Genomic DNA, 14,132 nt, shown 5'->3' on the forward strand with positions numbered 1-14,132 from the left:
TGCCTTAATCAGTTTCTTTCTGCTGCTCTTGCCCACGGGCATCTCCTTTATCGTTAGCCGGATCAGTATCAAAGGTAAGATCCAGCTCGGTATTTTCGTCAATTTCCGCCTTACGACGGCGTTTTACATCCCCCGGATTAGCACCGCGAGCGCGGATCCAGTCAGCTTCTGTGGCCGCGCCACCCCGAATCAACACGCGCCATGAATTTGCCTCTTTTAACGGGTCAATCCACGGCATAACGGGGCCGCTGTATACCGCATTCAGCAATGTATTTTGGTCAACATCGGGTGGGACGGTGATAATGCCAGCGGCAATAGCCTGTTTCAGCCAGTTGCGGTACATGGGACGGGTGACCGCTGCAATAAAGGTATCCTGCAAGATGCTGTAGCCCTCGAAAGATTCCACCAGCTCCTGTCGCTGGGCACTGTATGTACCGTCATAGTTGCGGGATATACTGGAATAGCTTCCACGACTTCCGGCGGCAACCGCTCTTAGCTGACCGTTACGGAAATTTTCAAGGTTGGGATTGGGCCGGTCTGACTTGATCATGCCAATTTCTTCACCTGGCAACAGGTCATCAAAGATAATGCCAGGTTCAATGTTCAAATCCCGCTTATTGTCTGCAGATGAATCATCATAGGTTTGAGCGTCACCTTTTTTAATGTACATACCCAATGCAGCCGCTATACGTGCAGCAGTTAACTCAGAGTCCTCGTACTCTTTGAGCGCACTCAACCGGATCAGGATGCCAGACAATAAGCTGTTTCCACGAACCTGATGTAAACGACGCATAAACTTCAGGTGCACCATGTCATCAGCCACGATTTCTTTCGTGTTACCCAGCGCAATACCTGTCGTGACCAGGGATTTATAAACAACATATTTAGTGGGGCGTCCCCAGCCATTCAGGTAAATACCCTGACAAATACCTTTTCCATCGTCGTTCATCTCCAACGGAACAAAGTCAGGTTCAAGCGCCTCAATCCAAAAAGGAATGTCGGCTGTTGCCGCTAACCCCTGAGCAGATCCACTGACAAATTGCCCAAAGACTTCACCGTCGCGCAACCAGGTGCGTGCCATGAGGCGTTCGAGTACCGGCCGGGTAAACTGCCCGGTCACATCAGGTGAAACAGACCACTCCGCCCATGCTGCCCTGATTTGTTTCGCCAGATCATCAGCCACTAACCCGGTACGAAGAATAGGCTGTGGATCGACGATGATGCCCTTAGCACCAATGATGCGCTCTTCCAGTTTATCCAGCAGCCCGATCACTAGGTCATGATTGTTGTCCAGCCAGCGAGCCTGTTCCCTCAAAGAACGGCCCGCTACTTGACTGAGCTGGTTAGCGTTACGGTTTTCACGCTTAGCGCGATGGGTCCGGGTGGGTAATACCGCTTCATATGCACGTATAGCCACGCGAGATTTTAAGCGGGCAGCTTTCCAGCCCGGTGAGAGCAAACCAATAGCATCATCAAAAATGCTCATTATGGAAACCTCGCCACTTTATACATAGGACGTCCACGCCGGGTTGCCAGAAGATTAGCGAGGCGGCGCTCCCATACGTCTCGCCCCTTTCGAATCTCACTCAAATTTTCCATCGCCATTGACTGACCGTTAAAGGTGATGGACTTACCTTCCAGCACCGCCATTTCGGCTGCGGCATAACGCTGGATCATGTTTTCAATCTCTGCCTGATTCACACCCAGCCTCCTGAGGTAGATGGTGCCCATGCAGAGGTATTCCCTTCTTGCTGGGCTGATGATTTTTTAGATTTTGTTGACTTGGTACGGGATGTTGGGGAAGTCGATCTTTCAGCGGGAGGTAACAGTGATTTGGCTTCAACAGGTCGTGCCCATGGAGGCGGTTTTTCCCAGTTGATTTTCTCGTAACCCCGCAGTATTACCAGTGCATGGGCATACACCATAAGGTCAAATGCCTCATTTGCGCCCTTACCCGGTTTTGTCCATTTACCGTCAGGGCTTCGTTCCTCGTAGGTCAATTCGTCATAGAACCATTCCCCCAGCCATGCCGGGAAATGCACGTAGTTAGCCCCCGGAGTTTCACGCTGAAGCGCGTTACTGATCCGGTCTTTCAGTTGATTAGTCTGCAAAAGATAAAGAGGTACATCCCCTCGGGCCTCAGCCCGACGATTAGGGCGATCTGTATTATCAGGAAGCGTTTTGGTGATCAGCTTGCTGCGCGTCGTGCTATCCCCCTTAAAGAGAAAGACGCGCTTATGTACACCATCGCGACGGCATTGCCGCCAAAACTCGTAAGCGTTCCCGGTTACGCCATCCTCGCCGCCGGAGTCCACTCCCATTGCAAGTACAGGCAATGAAACGTTGGGGTTGCTATCCAGCGGCCATTCTTTATCCAGTACATCGGAACGCAACAGGTCCCAATCTTCGAGATAACCGGCGGGATCAATTGGCAGACTTTCGCCATTAGGCCCGACACGCATCGACTGCTTGATGTTGTAACGGTCAACTATCCACCGTTCACCGTGGGTACCATAGCCAATAACCTGAACAACGAAACGCCGGTTTTTCCCCCCCTGCACATCAACGGTGGCTATAAGGAAATGCACACCGTCCGGCACAGTACGCTTCGTTACGTCCTCCGCACGAATCATCAGAGTTTCAGATTGTCGCTGCTCTACGCTGGATTGAGGGGTGTAGGGCAATCCCCAGTCAGTGTTAATGACCGCTTTCAATGTCTCTTCGCTCTGATTCGCTTCATAGTCCTTCTGAGCGGAAAGTAACTTATAGACCAACTGAGAAAGCGTCTGATAAGCAGCGGCGGGTCCTTCCATCCAAAATGATGCGATGCGAGATCTGCGCGCCTGACCAGTGATATTTCCATGACAATCTATTTTCTCGCCATCACGCAACCAGATACCTTTCTGATTAAGGTCCCGCTTTTGGTTAGCCGTTATTTTTCCCTGGCAGTGCGGACACTCTATATAAGCGGATTCACTGGCCTCCACGGGGTCTGCAATATTTTGATATCCCTGAACAACATCTTTTGAGGGCTGGAAATACTCGCCGCAGTGCGGGCAAGGCCAGTACCAGCGGCGTCGGTCGCCACGGTTATACAGTGAAAGAATGCCCGTAGTTGGCGGGGCTTCGTGGGGTGAGCTTCTCCGCCATTTGGCATCAGTGATAGCGCGGCCAGGGGAGCTTTCAACCAGTGTCATACCTGATGACATAAATGTTGTGGTTCGTTTTGAGGCCAGGGTGAACCCGTCGCCCTCCCCGTCAATATCTTCCGGGAAGCGGTCATAATCCGTCAGCGCCACGAACTTATAATCTGATGATGACATTACGTTGATGGATGGCCAGCCTATTTTAAGGAATGACCCATCACGAAATATTTTATCGTGAACGTTATTATCGTTTCGGCGCGGACTAAGCCTTTTTGCTACTGCAGGGCTACTTCGGAAAGTACGATCAAGACGCTTCTTGCTGTGCTCCCTTGCCTTATCTTCTGTCATTTGAACGATGAGCATGTCGGAAGGATCACAAACAATGGTGTAGACAGCCCAGCCATCAATCAAACCAATTGTTTTACCTGTTCGGGCTGGACCGACAAAAATTACTGCGTCATATTCACGCGATGCAAGCATGTCCATGGGTTCAAGAACATAAGGGGCAACGTTCGGGTCCCAGGGAACCGAATTACCCGCCCCCTTTGGTACTCTCATGTATTTATGTACCGCCGCTGAGACTTTAATACGGCGCGGCGGCCGTAGGATTAATGAAATATCTCGTCCTATAGTTTCCGCTGACGCATAAGCCATTAATCCTCCTCGACAATCACCTCCCCTTTATCGCTCATAAGATCAATCGCACAAGCTTGATAAGAGCGTTCAGATAGCGTCGTACGTAAATCATCTATTGCAGCCTGAACAACTGTTACTGCTTGAGGCGATAAAGCGCAGTCGCGCTCCAGAATATCTGGAATTGTCTCCAGAACCTGCACTACCGATTTTGTCATTGCTGAATAAACGGCTACGACCTCATTAACAGGAATTAAACTGCGTTGTTCTTTTTCTAATTTGATGCGCTCGTTTTCCGATTGAAACCAATCCTTACGTTCTTTCGGGATCATGTGCGAGGGATCATGTGAGATATCTTCACCCGCCTCACGGACAACGGCGAATAATGCAGGGGCCACATCTTTAAGGGCATAAGTCGGATTGCCACGGAAGGTGCCTGTGGCCTGAATATTATTCTCCACAAGCCGCTTTCTAATCGTTGCCCTATCCACAGAAAAAGCCTCAGATATCTTGGATATACTCCAATTAAAAGCATCAGCCAGGTCGCCAATATTTCCCATCACCACCTCTCGCCACCAGCTCAACCTCTTATATATCAATTAAAAACAAATAGTTAACCTCATATAACCTGATGAATATGATTTTGAATTTCATCAGGTCAATTTTAATATTTTAATTTAAAATCATATGGATAGGACACCTGCTGATGATGCGATCAAAATCCAAAAACTAGCCGTTTTCCGCGAGTTCGCCGCCCCGTGGTAGGGACCCCCTCCGGGAGTACCTTTACAAATGATATTGATTGTCATTTCTATTTATATTTTGACCTTTAGGGTTCCGTAATCAGATCCACATGATTGGCTCTAAATAGAAAAGCCACCGGCTTATAAGGCTAGTGGCTCCAGGTACGCGTTATCATGTTTACCCAACAAGCCATTACTCGAATAGAGACAGTGCTTCTACTGCGTTCTGAATTGCCTTAGATGTCTTCGCTACAACGCCCTGCTCTGTATAAACCGCTGCAAACTGATGGGCGAACATCTCATACTTCAACTCACTATCACCAACGAATGCAATGGCCTCTTTAGCCGCAGCAGTATCATTTGTGACCAGCTTTAATACTCGTAGCTTCAATGCCTGCGAAGGGGTGATAGCAGCGACTTCTACGTTTAACTCTGTCATTTCATTTCTCCTATGTAGTCATTATCAATGGCGCTCAATGAATGTCACCCTTGGCTCTTTCATGGTTGATTCCAAATAGAAAAGCCACCGGCTTATAAAGTCAGTGGCTTATTGTTCGTTAAGTGATTAGCTGTATATGCGGGGCTTATATTGGTTTTGGCTTCTGTCTCATAATTGCTTCTTCAATATCTTCCATTAATGGTTCATTGCCAATATAACCAACAAGATACATATCACCATTATCGGAATAGTAGTCGATAACCTCAAAGATGGCTTCACGTAAGTGTGGGTCTTTTCGGTGCGGAATTAAATTTAACCTACGTAATCCCTGCTCAATACTGCGCACTTCCCCATTCCACCCCTCACCAAAAAGCATTATATCTTGCATATAGCAACCTCTGGTCAATTAAGTAATAACGAGAATATATTACTACAAACATTATCGATGGCACTCAATGAATGCCACCTGTAATGCTTTTACTCTTCGATTATCGCGCCATCAGGTAGATCTTCTTTTCTTGCAATATATACTGTGCAGCCAGGGTGAGCATCATCTTCAATGGCTGATAAGTCTTGTTCATCGAACCACTTTTCCTCCGCTCGTCCATCTACTGTTTTGTAATGAATTTGGTAGAGGATTCCCTGATTAGAATATTCAGCTCGACCTTTGATATGACCGGTCTCACCACTAATAGATATTTCGACGAGCTAATTTAGTTCAAACTTAAACATTAGTTACTTCCATTTATTAATATGATTATTATCTGAATGACCCTAAGCAATGCTGATGTGAATGAAACTTAGTAACCACAGAATGAACTCAATCACTCCCCAGCCAACAACAGCACAGATACAACCAAGAACAATGAATGATCCTGCGCCTGGCAAGTTATACATTACTTTTTCCCTCTAAGCGTTTGATCCGCTTGTATAAGAGCATCACCATTTCTGCATAACTGAATCCACCTCGCTCGTACAGGCGCTCAAGTGATTGGCTGCTGCCAAACTGTGCGCGGTATTCCTTGTAGGCTTCTTCAGCATATTCAGCGGAAATTGTGGGGTTGATTGACTTCTGAACGGGGACTTTCATGTTTGCTATCCACTCAGGCATGCATTATTGAAGCTTGGTGCTGTTGATGATTAACCGGTCGTCAGTGACAACCTTCTGCAATGCGGTGACCTTCTCAACTAGCTTGTCGGCTCGTTCAGCGATTGAAATAAGAAACCCGACATCTGCGTCTGAAAATCCGCAGTCTCTGGCTGCATCAGTGAGCTGTCCACTGGCGGGAGTAACGGGCATACCCCCAACTGAAGCGGAGAGACACTCGAAGCGCTTTTGCAACCTGATATTGCCAGCACGGTAAGCAGCAATAGTGCCTTTTGCTTTGTTCTCAGCATCTACTACCCCTTGTTGATATGCCTTTAATCCTGCTGATTGGGCAGCCTGAAGTTGGACCTCTTTTTCAGTGGCGCTCTTTCTGGCGGCTAGCTCTGCCGTTAGGTCTGATTTATCGCGCTTAGTCCACTTGAGAGACCATTCCGAATCTTTACTATCGCTACCCCACCAGTACCCGCCTCCGACTAAAACTGAAATCGTCAGTGCGACGGCTATCAATCTCAATAGGGTTTCTTTCATGCGGGTATCTCGATATGAGGCGCGTCCAGAAACTTAGCTGGCTTGTCATTCGGATTGTCTGTCCAACTGATACCAAAACGCAGCTTAACGCCTAACTCTTTACCTGCGCGGTGCATGGCATCCAATACCGGCAACCAGCATTTATAATCATTCCAGTCGGCCCCTGTAGGTAACAGGTCAACCGCATTGCCGGAAATATGACGGCTGTTCATGGTCTGGCTTTTACCAGTGGCCACCAGCTCTTTTTGCCGTTCTACCGCGCGCACCCCTTCAATCACCGTAAAATCAACAGTGGTAATCTCAATGGCCCGGCGAACCACTTTTACTAGGGCAGCATTTACCCCTTCGAGGTTTTTCTCACTGCGCTTACTAAAGCGGAAATTAGACATTGCCACCTCTCTTTACCTTAAATAGCTGCACTACGTTGCCCTTAGCCCTCAACACAAGCAGGCAGAGCACGATGTTGATAAATAGCTCAGCGGGATCCGTAGTTCCCTCATAAGCTCCAAGCGCGATACGGATCGCTACTGAACCGGTAGCAAACATCAACCCCCACGCCAGATATGCGCCCCAGCGAACGTATTCGGTGCCATTGCGGCGAAATGAGAAAACACGGATAAAAATCACTGCACAGACGACAGCATTGATTAGCGTTTCAGGATCATGAGTCACCATCGCTGCCCCCTCTTTTTTTAAAGAATCCACCACCACTGTTGATCATCATCAGCACGCGAATGACACAACCAGCGGCCAGTAATGCACCCGCAGCATCCGCGCCCCGGTCGTAACCAGCCGGAAGGAAATCAACAATCCAAGCTGCTGCGGGTTTGTACATCGTCAGGCCTGCCGTGAAGCTGCCGATCGCCAAGATTATGCGGGAACGAATGCCATACTCTGAGGCGGAAACAACAAACAGGATCGCGCCTGCAAAAGCGCCCAACACGACATCAGCCGGTAACCCAGCGAAAAACGTCATGACTGCAACACCCGTTACCGCCCCGCCCGCCACCGTTGTGGTAGTCACAGGCTCTGCCATATGTGCTCCTTTGTTCGCTCAGCGAACGCCGGGCGGTATAAGTAAAAGGCCACGTATTAGCGCGGAGGCCCGACATTGATAAATTGAAGAATTTAGCCCACCAGTGCAGCCACTCATCTGTTAATAGTGTGTGTGGAGTTGATTGGGTGACTAGCGAGCTAAAACTGAAAAGGCCCACCGAAGTGAGCCTTAAACTTGATTACTGAATTATTTAGCAAATTTCTCAGCTTCTTCGCGAGTAGTGATGAAGCTTTCGCCAAGGCCAATCGCAATCAATATTCCTACGATATAGCCCGCCAGCTTACTGTTTAAAATCTTCTTGAACATAGAACCTCCAATTTAGAGGAGTAATCATTCTATGCCCTTTTAATCATTTGTAAAATGTCGTGTATTCACCACATTCGGCTAATTCTACATAGGGGATAATCCCGCATGTAAAAAAGCCCTCGAGCTATTAACTCAAGAACTTGAATAGTTGCCGGTCTTTCCCGGCTGTCACTGCGTACAAGTGAAATATGCTCAGTTTCTTTTGGACAGATGACCCTGGATGTCAGCCTGAGCATATCTCGAAATTAGTATAAGCGAGATTTTCGCTGATCTTCAAATTTATTACTCACATCGATGTCGTCAGGCAGCAAGACCCATGCGACATAGAAATCATGCGGAGTCAGCTCACTCATGAGCCAAGTATAAATACCGGCATAGCCATCGGAGTCACGCACATAGCCAATATGGTAACCATCGCAGGGATTGAGCAGTAAAACTGTTTTACCGTCCATATCAGGCTTTGGCTTCTCGTCTGCTGGATGAAATACCAAACTATCAGTGGACAGTTTCGACATTGTGAGTCCTCAGAAACGACAAAACCCCGCAAAAAGCGAGGTTTTTTGAATTGTGTAAGCTACGTGACTAAGTAACCACTCTTAGCAGAATAATAGGTAAATTTCGTAACGAATAGCTTTTTATACGATTTTTGTATTCTTTCATACTTATTCTGGTACCCATTGTACTCTGGACTCAGTCAGCTCGGTGCCAGGAACTGGCATTCTAAATTAACCTCGCCCTTCAGCCTGTGAGGATGAGACCAGACGTTATTTTTGCAATGTTGATGTTTACCCACTAAGGAAAAAGCATGTTTATCGCAGTATATATGTTATGGATTATTGGCTTCGTTACCGCCTTCGCCGTTTATATGACGTACATGAACGCTGTTTTTGCAAAAGCTAAGGCGTCGGGTGATGTTCGGCGCGCAACTGAACCGCTTATGATCGAAAATCGCCGATTGCGCGTCTTGTTGGGTCTTCAAAACAGCCGCGCACGCCATCTGGCTCGCCTGTATCAAAAAGGCGATAATATGAGCCTGGTAATCGAACTGCTAAACCATGAAACTGAGCCGTTTTATCGAGATTGGGAGATTGACGCTAACATCCGCGCTACAAACAATCCCTTCGTGAAGGGAATATGAACATGAGCTACGAATCGGATTGGTTGACTAATATAAGCACGAACGCGGTATTATAACTTCCAGAGAAAAATATAAACTAAGTAATGATGCGAGAAAAATCATGAAAAGAGAGGAATTATTCAGCTACGCACGGGAGCATTTTAAATCTGAGCCCGAATATCTCTGGAGCAAGCTGCCGAGCTATGCAGTACTTCGGCATCACGATGGAAAGAAATGGTTCGGTATCGTGATGAATGTCCCTGGTACTAAGCTGGGTCTAAAGACGGATGATGAGTTAGATATACTCGAAGTGAAAGTCAGGCCGGAATACATCGGCTCATTACGTAAAAAAGATGGCATCTTACCCGCTTATCACATGAACAAAGAGCACTGGGTCAGCGTACTTCTTTCCAGTTCGCTATCTCCCAACGAAATACACGAGTTGCTCGCAGATAGCCATGGGTTGACCTCCTGTAAAAATATATCAAGACGGCGTTAATGAAAGAGATGGACCCATACTAAAAACAATACACTCTAAATAATATTTATTATTTTATGACCATTATGGATGCAAAAGTGCTTATGTCTTCAGCGAGCACTGATCTTCCGCTTTTCGCTCACAGCGGACCTTCAGCTTCGTTAACACGTCCGCTCCGTGCCAGGAACGGACTCAATGTAATGCTATCCATCAAATCCTTATTCAATGCGTTCCACATTTGGATGACGCTCGGTTGCGGCTTCATGGAAAATGTCACCCAGCCAGCCGGCAATCTCGCCTTCCGTCATATCGTCTGGTATAGCGATGTCATAGAGTCGAGAAAACTTTCTCTCCGTCAGGTCAGCACGAAATACCAGCCATCGTTCATTCTTACGTTGAACGCCAATATGCCGCCCAAAAACGTTATATATCAACATATGCAATCTCCGATCATACTAATGAATCCCTGAATCTATGATATATACGTCAGAGCAGGCCAGCGAGTAAATCGTACATATATGAAAGGCCAACGTCCGCTGTTCGCTCATAGCGAACCTTATGACCTTGCTTTTTGTCTGCTCTGTGCCCAGGCGGTGTGAAAACCCTAACCAAAAACTGAAGTGCGTGTGGCTATGCAAAATCTGGAATCGAGCTACTGGTCAACAACGTCAAATTTTACGTAGGCGCTCATTTTTTGCCTCTGCACTTGACCGTTTCTGCAATCACTAACGTTTTCACACAGCCTGTGCCAGAAGAGGACGTTCTAGCACCAGCTATGTTAATCAAAAACGAGCAGATCAGTTCTTATAGCGGTTTAAAAAAATGGTCGTCTAATTTTCGGTTGTGAGTGTTTCATCGGATGTTCTAGATTCATCCTGTACTTTATTAAAGGAGATAATCATGAACTTCACGGAACTTCACCATCAAAACAAACCATTACTCATCGCCAATGTCTGGGATGCTGCTAGTGCAATTATGGCGCACCAGTCGGGCTATCAGGCCATGGGTACTTCAAGTGCAGCGATTGCCGCAACGTTAGGTTACGAAGATGGAGAAGCAATGTCTTTTGATGAATTGCTCTACATTGTCACACGTATCCAATCCGTCAGTAGCCTACCATTAAGTGTTGATGTAGAAGCGGGATTTGGTGGCACAACTGATGAGATAACGACCAATCTTAAACGTCTCGCGCAGCTTGGAGTTGTTGGTATAAATCTTGAGGACAGCAGAATTGTTAACGGTGTCAGACAACTTGATGATGCGGTTGCATTTTCCAGTCAATTAAAAGAGATTCGCAATGCGTTGAACAACGAGAGTTATCAACTATTTCTTAATATCCGTACTGATACATACCTGCTTAATCATGAACATGCTTTACAGGAAACGCTTTTACGTGGCCGACTTTATGAAGCATCGGGGGCAAACGGGCTTTTTGTCCCATGTCTGACGTCAGAAAAAGATATTGAGACCTTTTCCAAAGAGCTTAATATTCCATTAAATGTCATGTGTATGCCAGATCTTCCCACGTTCGAAAGGCTGGGGAAAATGGGTGTAAGTCGCATTTCTATGGGAAGTTTCGTTCATTCAGCCATTCAATCGAAACTTAAAGATTTAATGCTACTTATCCAGTCGCAGCAAACATTTGCAGGAGTTTTCATTGATGAAAGTTCTCGATAATGCCCAGTGCAATGTCTGGTATCAGGCATTACTTGAGCGCGCTTCGGAGTATACAGGGGTGTTTTTCGTTGGTGTCAAAACAACGGGGGTATTTTGTATTTCGGTATGTCGGGCGAGGAAACCAAAACGTGAGAATGTCGAGTTCTATAAAGATTTTAAATCTGCTCTAGATGCAGGTTTTCGCCCCTGCAAAGTGTGCCGACCCACTGAAAATGCGCACACAGCTCCGTTTTTTATCGAACAAGCACTTGAACTCGTGCGCGCTAACCCTAAAACACGAATAAGCGACACTGCGCTACGTAAGCACGATGTCAGCCCCGAGCGGGTACGACGCTGGTTTCTACAAAACCACGGTATTACCTTCCAGGCATTTCAACGAATGCAGCGGGTGAATATCGCACTTCAGGAGCTAAAAGGTGGGTCCGCAGCCACCGATGTGGCTTTTGATAATGGCTACGAATCATTGAGCGGTTTTGCTTATACCTATAAGCGACTTACGGGTGTTGCTCCAACAGAGCAGACTCAGATAATTATAATTCAACGATTTACCACGACCCTAGGCCCAATGTTCGTCTGTGCTACGGAACGTGGAGTTTGCCTGCTGGAGTTTACCGACCGCCGAATGCTGGAGACGGAATTCCGTGATCTCCAACGTTTGCTGAATGCTCGAATAATGTCAGGGGAGAATAGCCACACCCGACAAACGGAAAAAGAGATTTGTGAATATTTTTCCGGAACGCGACAACAGTTTGAGCTCACGCTCGATGCTCCAGGCAGTGATTTTCAACGCTCCGTCTGGCAGGGGCTAAGTGCTGTTCCTTATGGACAAACGTCACACTATCAAGCTCTTTCCGGGCAGATTGGAAAACCTAACGCAGTACGAGCGGTGGCCGCCGCAAATGGAGCAAACCGAATAGCTATAGTTATTCCTTGCCACAGAGTCATCGGCAAGGATGGTTCGATGACCGGTTACGGCGGGGGCATCGCGCGCAAAGAATGGCTAATCGAACATGAACGAAAACATCGCTGATAGACAGATACCAGCTGACGGCTAAAACTAAACAGGATGGTGAAAGCTGAGTTTGGCACTTGGCTATCCATGTGCCGCCCTGTTAACTCGATCTGATTGTAAGGTCCACTTCTCGCCCTTAACCGACGCTAATATTTATCCAATCCTTGCTACAGAGCATTGTCAGAACAGGTCTGATACAGTTTTGTACTATCAGATTTATGCGTCCACTCATCCATTTCTAACTTAGCCCCAGCCATAATCAAACAGGCATCTACAAAAGTTTCAGCCAGCATGAGTTTTAACCGAATCTTACCCTCTGAGCATTTATGCTTCCTGGCAATCGCTGACTTTGATATACCCTTTTTATAATGCTGCTCTATCAGATTATACTCTTCGCTGCGTCCTGCCTTTTTTAGCCTGCCTATAGCAGTATCGACTAACAACCCATCATTATCACAGCACGACAACCGTGATTTTGTGGTACTGGGTAACAGACCTTTAAATCCTGCTGCAATGGGGGAGTAACCTACGCCACTATCTTCATTTGCTGCCCAACCGCCCCAGCGTTCTAATACCAATTGAATATCACGCATATTATGGATACCCCTCTGAATCTCTGAACGTTACCCAATAAAAAAGCGAGCCGTATTTAATATACGACTCACTATTTATATTGATTAGCTATGTAGATATATTACCATAAATCGTAACGATAAATGAGTAAATAACGGCAATATCTTCCATGATGGCAGCACGTTAGGCGACGTTAATTGAATTATTTAACAAAGTTAATTCTTAGCGGTGCATTCATCACCAGATCCCCGTCTATTCCAATGCTTCTGCTTTTGCATCCCCTATACGCACTCATGCACGCCTATCAAATTCAGATATACCGCATCATTATCTGAACCTGAAAAACTCTGATGTCGCTCACTTTGCAAATACCATTTCAATACCTCCAGTGCCTCTCGTTGATGGCGAGGACGGATGATTTCAAGCTTCTTATCAAGATAGGTTTCACGGTCAGATATAGGCCCCTCACAATCATAACCATATCCACCAGGGTCCATTTCTTTGCAAGCAGCATTACGCACCGTATATAACCATTGCCAATACTGAAATTCTCTTACAACATCAGACAGTGTATGAGGTTCTGGTAAAACCCCAGCGAACCCCTTTGACGCTTGCGCTCGCAGGTCCCATACATCAGTAACTCGCTTACCCTCAATACATCCCTTCTTTTTTTCCTCAGGTGTCCAGCCAAAATCATTATCATAAATATCACCACAGACCATCTCCATGAGTTGTTCGGCTCTAGTAGGCTCCAGTGCTGCCTCATAGCTGCCAAATGTACCCCTGACCTCTGCTGCGCGGGAATATTGTGTTCTGGCTCGGTCGATATAATGCTGTGGGTCGCCCATCATCATTGTCGAAAAACTGGCAGTCCATCCCGCACCATTCGCTTCCAAATAACGAGTGTAATTATCACGAGCATCTTTGGGGGAGATAGTCAGTTTGTGCAAAGCTTCCTCTGCCGCTGCAATATGTCCAGGCACACCGGTATTGATAACTTCCAACACCCATAAATAGGCGTCGGTCTGCCTGTCTCCCGTAATACGCCGCTGTACAGGTAACGGCTTTGGCACTATAAGTGCGGTGCTGTATTGCTTCTCTGGTATCTCAAACATCGCTGTATGCTCGGGATTATCAGCAAATAACCCCGACCGCTTACAGGCGCGTTTGACCGTGCTCAAATTCAAATTAGTCATATCGGCTATCCGTTTATAACCGATGCCTGATTGTTTAAGCCGAAATACCTCAGCACGTAATTCTTTTGTCATTCTCATGATATGCATACCCTGTATTCTTTTACTCTCTGTCAGGGCAT

General features: G+C 46.7%; 19 protein-coding genes. 4 read left to right on the forward strand and 15 right to left on the reverse strand.

What is annotated here, in order from left to right:
* Positions 1-4: 4 nt before the first annotated feature.
* The 12 genes from EL015_RS15430 to EL015_RS15490 form a co-directional block, all read right to left on the reverse strand.
* Positions 5-1,486: a phage portal protein gene (locus EL015_RS15430; RefSeq protein ID WP_005182511.1), complete on the reverse strand. Its 1,482-nt coding sequence runs from the start codon at positions 1,484-1,486 to the stop codon at positions 5-7.
* Entirely contained in the window at positions 1,486-1,701 is a 216-nt protein-coding gene (locus EL015_RS15435) for a hypothetical protein (RefSeq protein ID WP_032905657.1), read from the reverse strand. The genes EL015_RS15430 and EL015_RS15435 overlap by 1 nt, the downstream gene beginning before the upstream one ends.
* Entirely contained in the window at positions 1,698-3,800 is a 2,103-nt protein-coding gene (locus EL015_RS15440) for a phage terminase large subunit family protein (RefSeq protein ID WP_005182509.1), read from the reverse strand. The genes EL015_RS15435 and EL015_RS15440 overlap by 4 nt, the downstream gene beginning before the upstream one ends.
* On the reverse strand, positions 3,800-4,339 hold the full coding sequence (locus tag EL015_RS15445; protein ID WP_032905655.1) for a DUF1441 family protein: 540 nt from the start codon (positions 4,337-4,339) through the stop codon (positions 3,800-3,802). Before EL015_RS15445 ends, EL015_RS15440 begins: the two co-directional genes overlap by 1 nt.
* A gap of 376 nt (positions 4,340-4,715) precedes the next feature.
* Positions 4,716-4,961 (reverse strand): DUF2560 family protein, encoded by a 246-nt coding sequence (locus EL015_RS15450; protein ID WP_005182505.1) that lies wholly within the window; start codon positions 4,959-4,961, stop codon positions 4,716-4,718.
* A gap of 145 nt (positions 4,962-5,106) precedes the next feature.
* Entirely contained in the window at positions 5,107-5,349 is a 243-nt protein-coding gene (locus tag EL015_RS15455; protein WP_005182502.1) for a hypothetical protein, read from the reverse strand.
* A 501-nt stretch (positions 5,350-5,850) separates the two neighbouring features.
* Entirely contained in the window at positions 5,851-6,051 is a 201-nt protein-coding gene (locus EL015_RS15465; RefSeq protein ID WP_032905653.1) for a hypothetical protein, read from the reverse strand.
* Between the two features lie 24 nt (positions 6,052-6,075).
* On the reverse strand, positions 6,076-6,597 hold the full coding sequence (locus tag EL015_RS15470; RefSeq protein ID WP_231118607.1) for a DUF2514 family protein: 522 nt from the start codon (positions 6,595-6,597) through the stop codon (positions 6,076-6,078).
* Positions 6,594-6,986: a M15 family metallopeptidase gene (locus tag EL015_RS15475; protein ID WP_032905651.1), complete on the reverse strand. Its 393-nt coding sequence runs from the start codon at positions 6,984-6,986 to the stop codon at positions 6,594-6,596. Before EL015_RS15475 ends, EL015_RS15470 begins: the two co-directional genes overlap by 4 nt.
* Positions 6,979-7,272, reverse strand: a complete 294-nt coding sequence (locus EL015_RS15480) for a phage holin family protein (RefSeq protein WP_032905650.1) — start codon at positions 7,270-7,272, stop codon at positions 6,979-6,981. Before EL015_RS15480 ends, EL015_RS15475 begins: the two co-directional genes overlap by 8 nt.
* Complete coding sequence (locus tag EL015_RS15485; protein WP_005182483.1) at positions 7,259-7,633, reverse strand: putative holin; 375 nt, start codon at positions 7,631-7,633, stop codon at positions 7,259-7,261. The genes EL015_RS15480 and EL015_RS15485 overlap by 14 nt, the downstream gene beginning before the upstream one ends.
* 572 nt (positions 7,634-8,205) lie before the next feature.
* Positions 8,206-8,475, reverse strand: coding sequence for a hypothetical protein (locus EL015_RS15490; protein WP_032905648.1), 270 nt, complete (start codon positions 8,473-8,475; stop codon positions 8,206-8,208).
* Between the two features lie 290 nt (positions 8,476-8,765).
* Here EL015_RS15490 and EL015_RS15495 point away from each other — a divergent pair, with 290 nt between their 5' ends.
* Positions 8,766-9,098 carry a hypothetical protein gene (locus tag EL015_RS15495; RefSeq protein ID WP_032905646.1) on the forward strand — a complete coding sequence of 111 codons (333 nt, stop codon included), beginning with the start codon at positions 8,766-8,768 and terminating at the stop codon, positions 9,096-9,098.
* A gap of 100 nt (positions 9,099-9,198) precedes the next feature.
* Complete coding sequence (locus EL015_RS15500; protein ID WP_032905644.1) at positions 9,199-9,576, forward strand: MmcQ/YjbR family DNA-binding protein; 378 nt, start codon at positions 9,199-9,201, stop codon at positions 9,574-9,576.
* A gap of 197 nt (positions 9,577-9,773) precedes the next feature.
* On the opposite strand, the gene EL015_RS15505 is transcribed toward EL015_RS15500, so the two are convergent.
* Positions 9,774-9,992: a DUF7661 family protein gene (locus EL015_RS15505; RefSeq protein WP_005182474.1), complete on the reverse strand. Its 219-nt coding sequence runs from the start codon at positions 9,990-9,992 to the stop codon at positions 9,774-9,776.
* Positions 9,993-10,455: 463 nt separating this feature from the next.
* Here EL015_RS15505 and EL015_RS15510 point away from each other — a divergent pair, with 463 nt between their 5' ends.
* Together EL015_RS15510 and EL015_RS15515 are read left to right on the forward strand one after the other, a co-directional pair.
* On the forward strand, positions 10,456-11,232 hold the full coding sequence (locus EL015_RS15510; RefSeq protein WP_032905642.1) for an isocitrate lyase/PEP mutase family protein: 777 nt from the start codon (positions 10,456-10,458) through the stop codon (positions 11,230-11,232).
* On the forward strand, positions 11,216-12,262 hold the full coding sequence (locus EL015_RS15515; protein ID WP_032905640.1) for a bifunctional transcriptional activator/DNA repair enzyme AdaA: 1,047 nt from the start codon (positions 11,216-11,218) through the stop codon (positions 12,260-12,262). Before EL015_RS15510 ends, EL015_RS15515 begins: the two co-directional genes overlap by 17 nt.
* 149 nt (positions 12,263-12,411) lie before the next feature.
* Here EL015_RS15515 and EL015_RS15520 read toward each other — a convergent pair whose 3' ends face one another.
* Both EL015_RS15520 and EL015_RS15525 read right to left on the reverse strand, forming a co-directional pair.
* A complete protein-coding gene (locus tag EL015_RS15520; RefSeq protein ID WP_032905639.1) occupies positions 12,412-12,837 on the reverse strand; it encodes an antiterminator Q family protein in 426 nt (141 codons plus the stop codon).
* Positions 12,838-13,098: 261 nt separating this feature from the next.
* Positions 13,099-14,100, reverse strand: coding sequence for a hypothetical protein (locus EL015_RS15525; RefSeq protein WP_415844009.1), 1,002 nt, complete (start codon positions 14,098-14,100; stop codon positions 13,099-13,101).
* Positions 14,101-14,132 lie beyond the last annotated feature (32 nt).

Origin of the sequence: Yersinia intermedia (genome assembly GCF_900635455.1) — a bacterium.
GTDB classification, from domain to species: Bacteria; Pseudomonadota; Gammaproteobacteria; order Enterobacterales; family Enterobacteriaceae; genus Yersinia; species Yersinia intermedia.

Excerpts from the sequence above, each read along its gene's own strand:
- EL015_RS15520 (WP_032905639.1), bottom strand. The coding sequence starts at position 12,837 with ATGCGTGATATTCAATTGGTATTAGAACGCTGGGGCGGTTGGGCAGCA.
- EL015_RS15490 (WP_032905648.1), bottom strand. The coding sequence starts at position 8,475 with ATGTCGAAACTGTCCACTGATAGTTTGGTATTTCATCCAGCAGACGAG.
- EL015_RS15495 (WP_032905646.1), top strand. The coding sequence starts at position 8,766 with ATGTTTATCGCAGTATATATGTTATGGATTATTGGCTTCGTTACCGCC.
- EL015_RS15450 (WP_005182505.1), bottom strand. The coding sequence starts at position 4,961 with ATGACAGAGTTAAACGTAGAAGTCGCTGCTATCACCCCTTCGCAGGCA.
- EL015_RS15470 (WP_231118607.1), bottom strand. The coding sequence starts at position 6,597 with ATGAAAGAAACCCTATTGAGATTGATAGCCGTCGCACTGACGATTTCA.
- EL015_RS15455 (WP_005182502.1), bottom strand. The coding sequence starts at position 5,349 with ATGCAAGATATAATGCTTTTTGGTGAGGGGTGGAATGGGGAAGTGCGC.
- EL015_RS15440 (WP_005182509.1), bottom strand. The coding sequence starts at position 3,800 with ATGGCTTATGCGTCAGCGGAAACTATAGGACGAGATATTTCATTAATC.
- EL015_RS15485 (WP_005182483.1), bottom strand. The coding sequence starts at position 7,633 with ATGGCAGAGCCTGTGACTACCACAACGGTGGCGGGCGGGGCGGTAACG.
- EL015_RS15445 (WP_032905655.1), bottom strand. The coding sequence starts at position 4,339 with ATGGGAAATATTGGCGACCTGGCTGATGCTTTTAATTGGAGTATATCC.
- EL015_RS15525 (WP_415844009.1), bottom strand. The coding sequence starts at position 14,100 with ATGCATATCATGAGAATGACAAAAGAATTACGTGCTGAGGTATTTCGG.
- EL015_RS15430 (WP_005182511.1), bottom strand. The coding sequence starts at position 1,486 with ATGAGCATTTTTGATGATGCTATTGGTTTGCTCTCACCGGGCTGGAAA.
- EL015_RS15505 (WP_005182474.1), bottom strand. The coding sequence starts at position 9,992 with ATGTTGATATATAACGTTTTTGGGCGGCATATTGGCGTTCAACGTAAG.
- EL015_RS15475 (WP_032905651.1), bottom strand. The coding sequence starts at position 6,986 with ATGTCTAATTTCCGCTTTAGTAAGCGCAGTGAGAAAAACCTCGAAGGG.
- EL015_RS15510 (WP_032905642.1), top strand. The coding sequence starts at position 10,456 with ATGAACTTCACGGAACTTCACCATCAAAACAAACCATTACTCATCGCC.
- EL015_RS15500 (WP_032905644.1), top strand. The coding sequence starts at position 9,199 with ATGAAAAGAGAGGAATTATTCAGCTACGCACGGGAGCATTTTAAATCT.
- EL015_RS15480 (WP_032905650.1), bottom strand. The coding sequence starts at position 7,272 with ATGGTGACTCATGATCCTGAAACGCTAATCAATGCTGTCGTCTGTGCA.
- EL015_RS15465 (WP_032905653.1), bottom strand. The coding sequence starts at position 6,051 with ATGAAAGTCCCCGTTCAGAAGTCAATCAACCCCACAATTTCCGCTGAA.
- EL015_RS15515 (WP_032905640.1), top strand. The coding sequence starts at position 11,216 with ATGAAAGTTCTCGATAATGCCCAGTGCAATGTCTGGTATCAGGCATTA.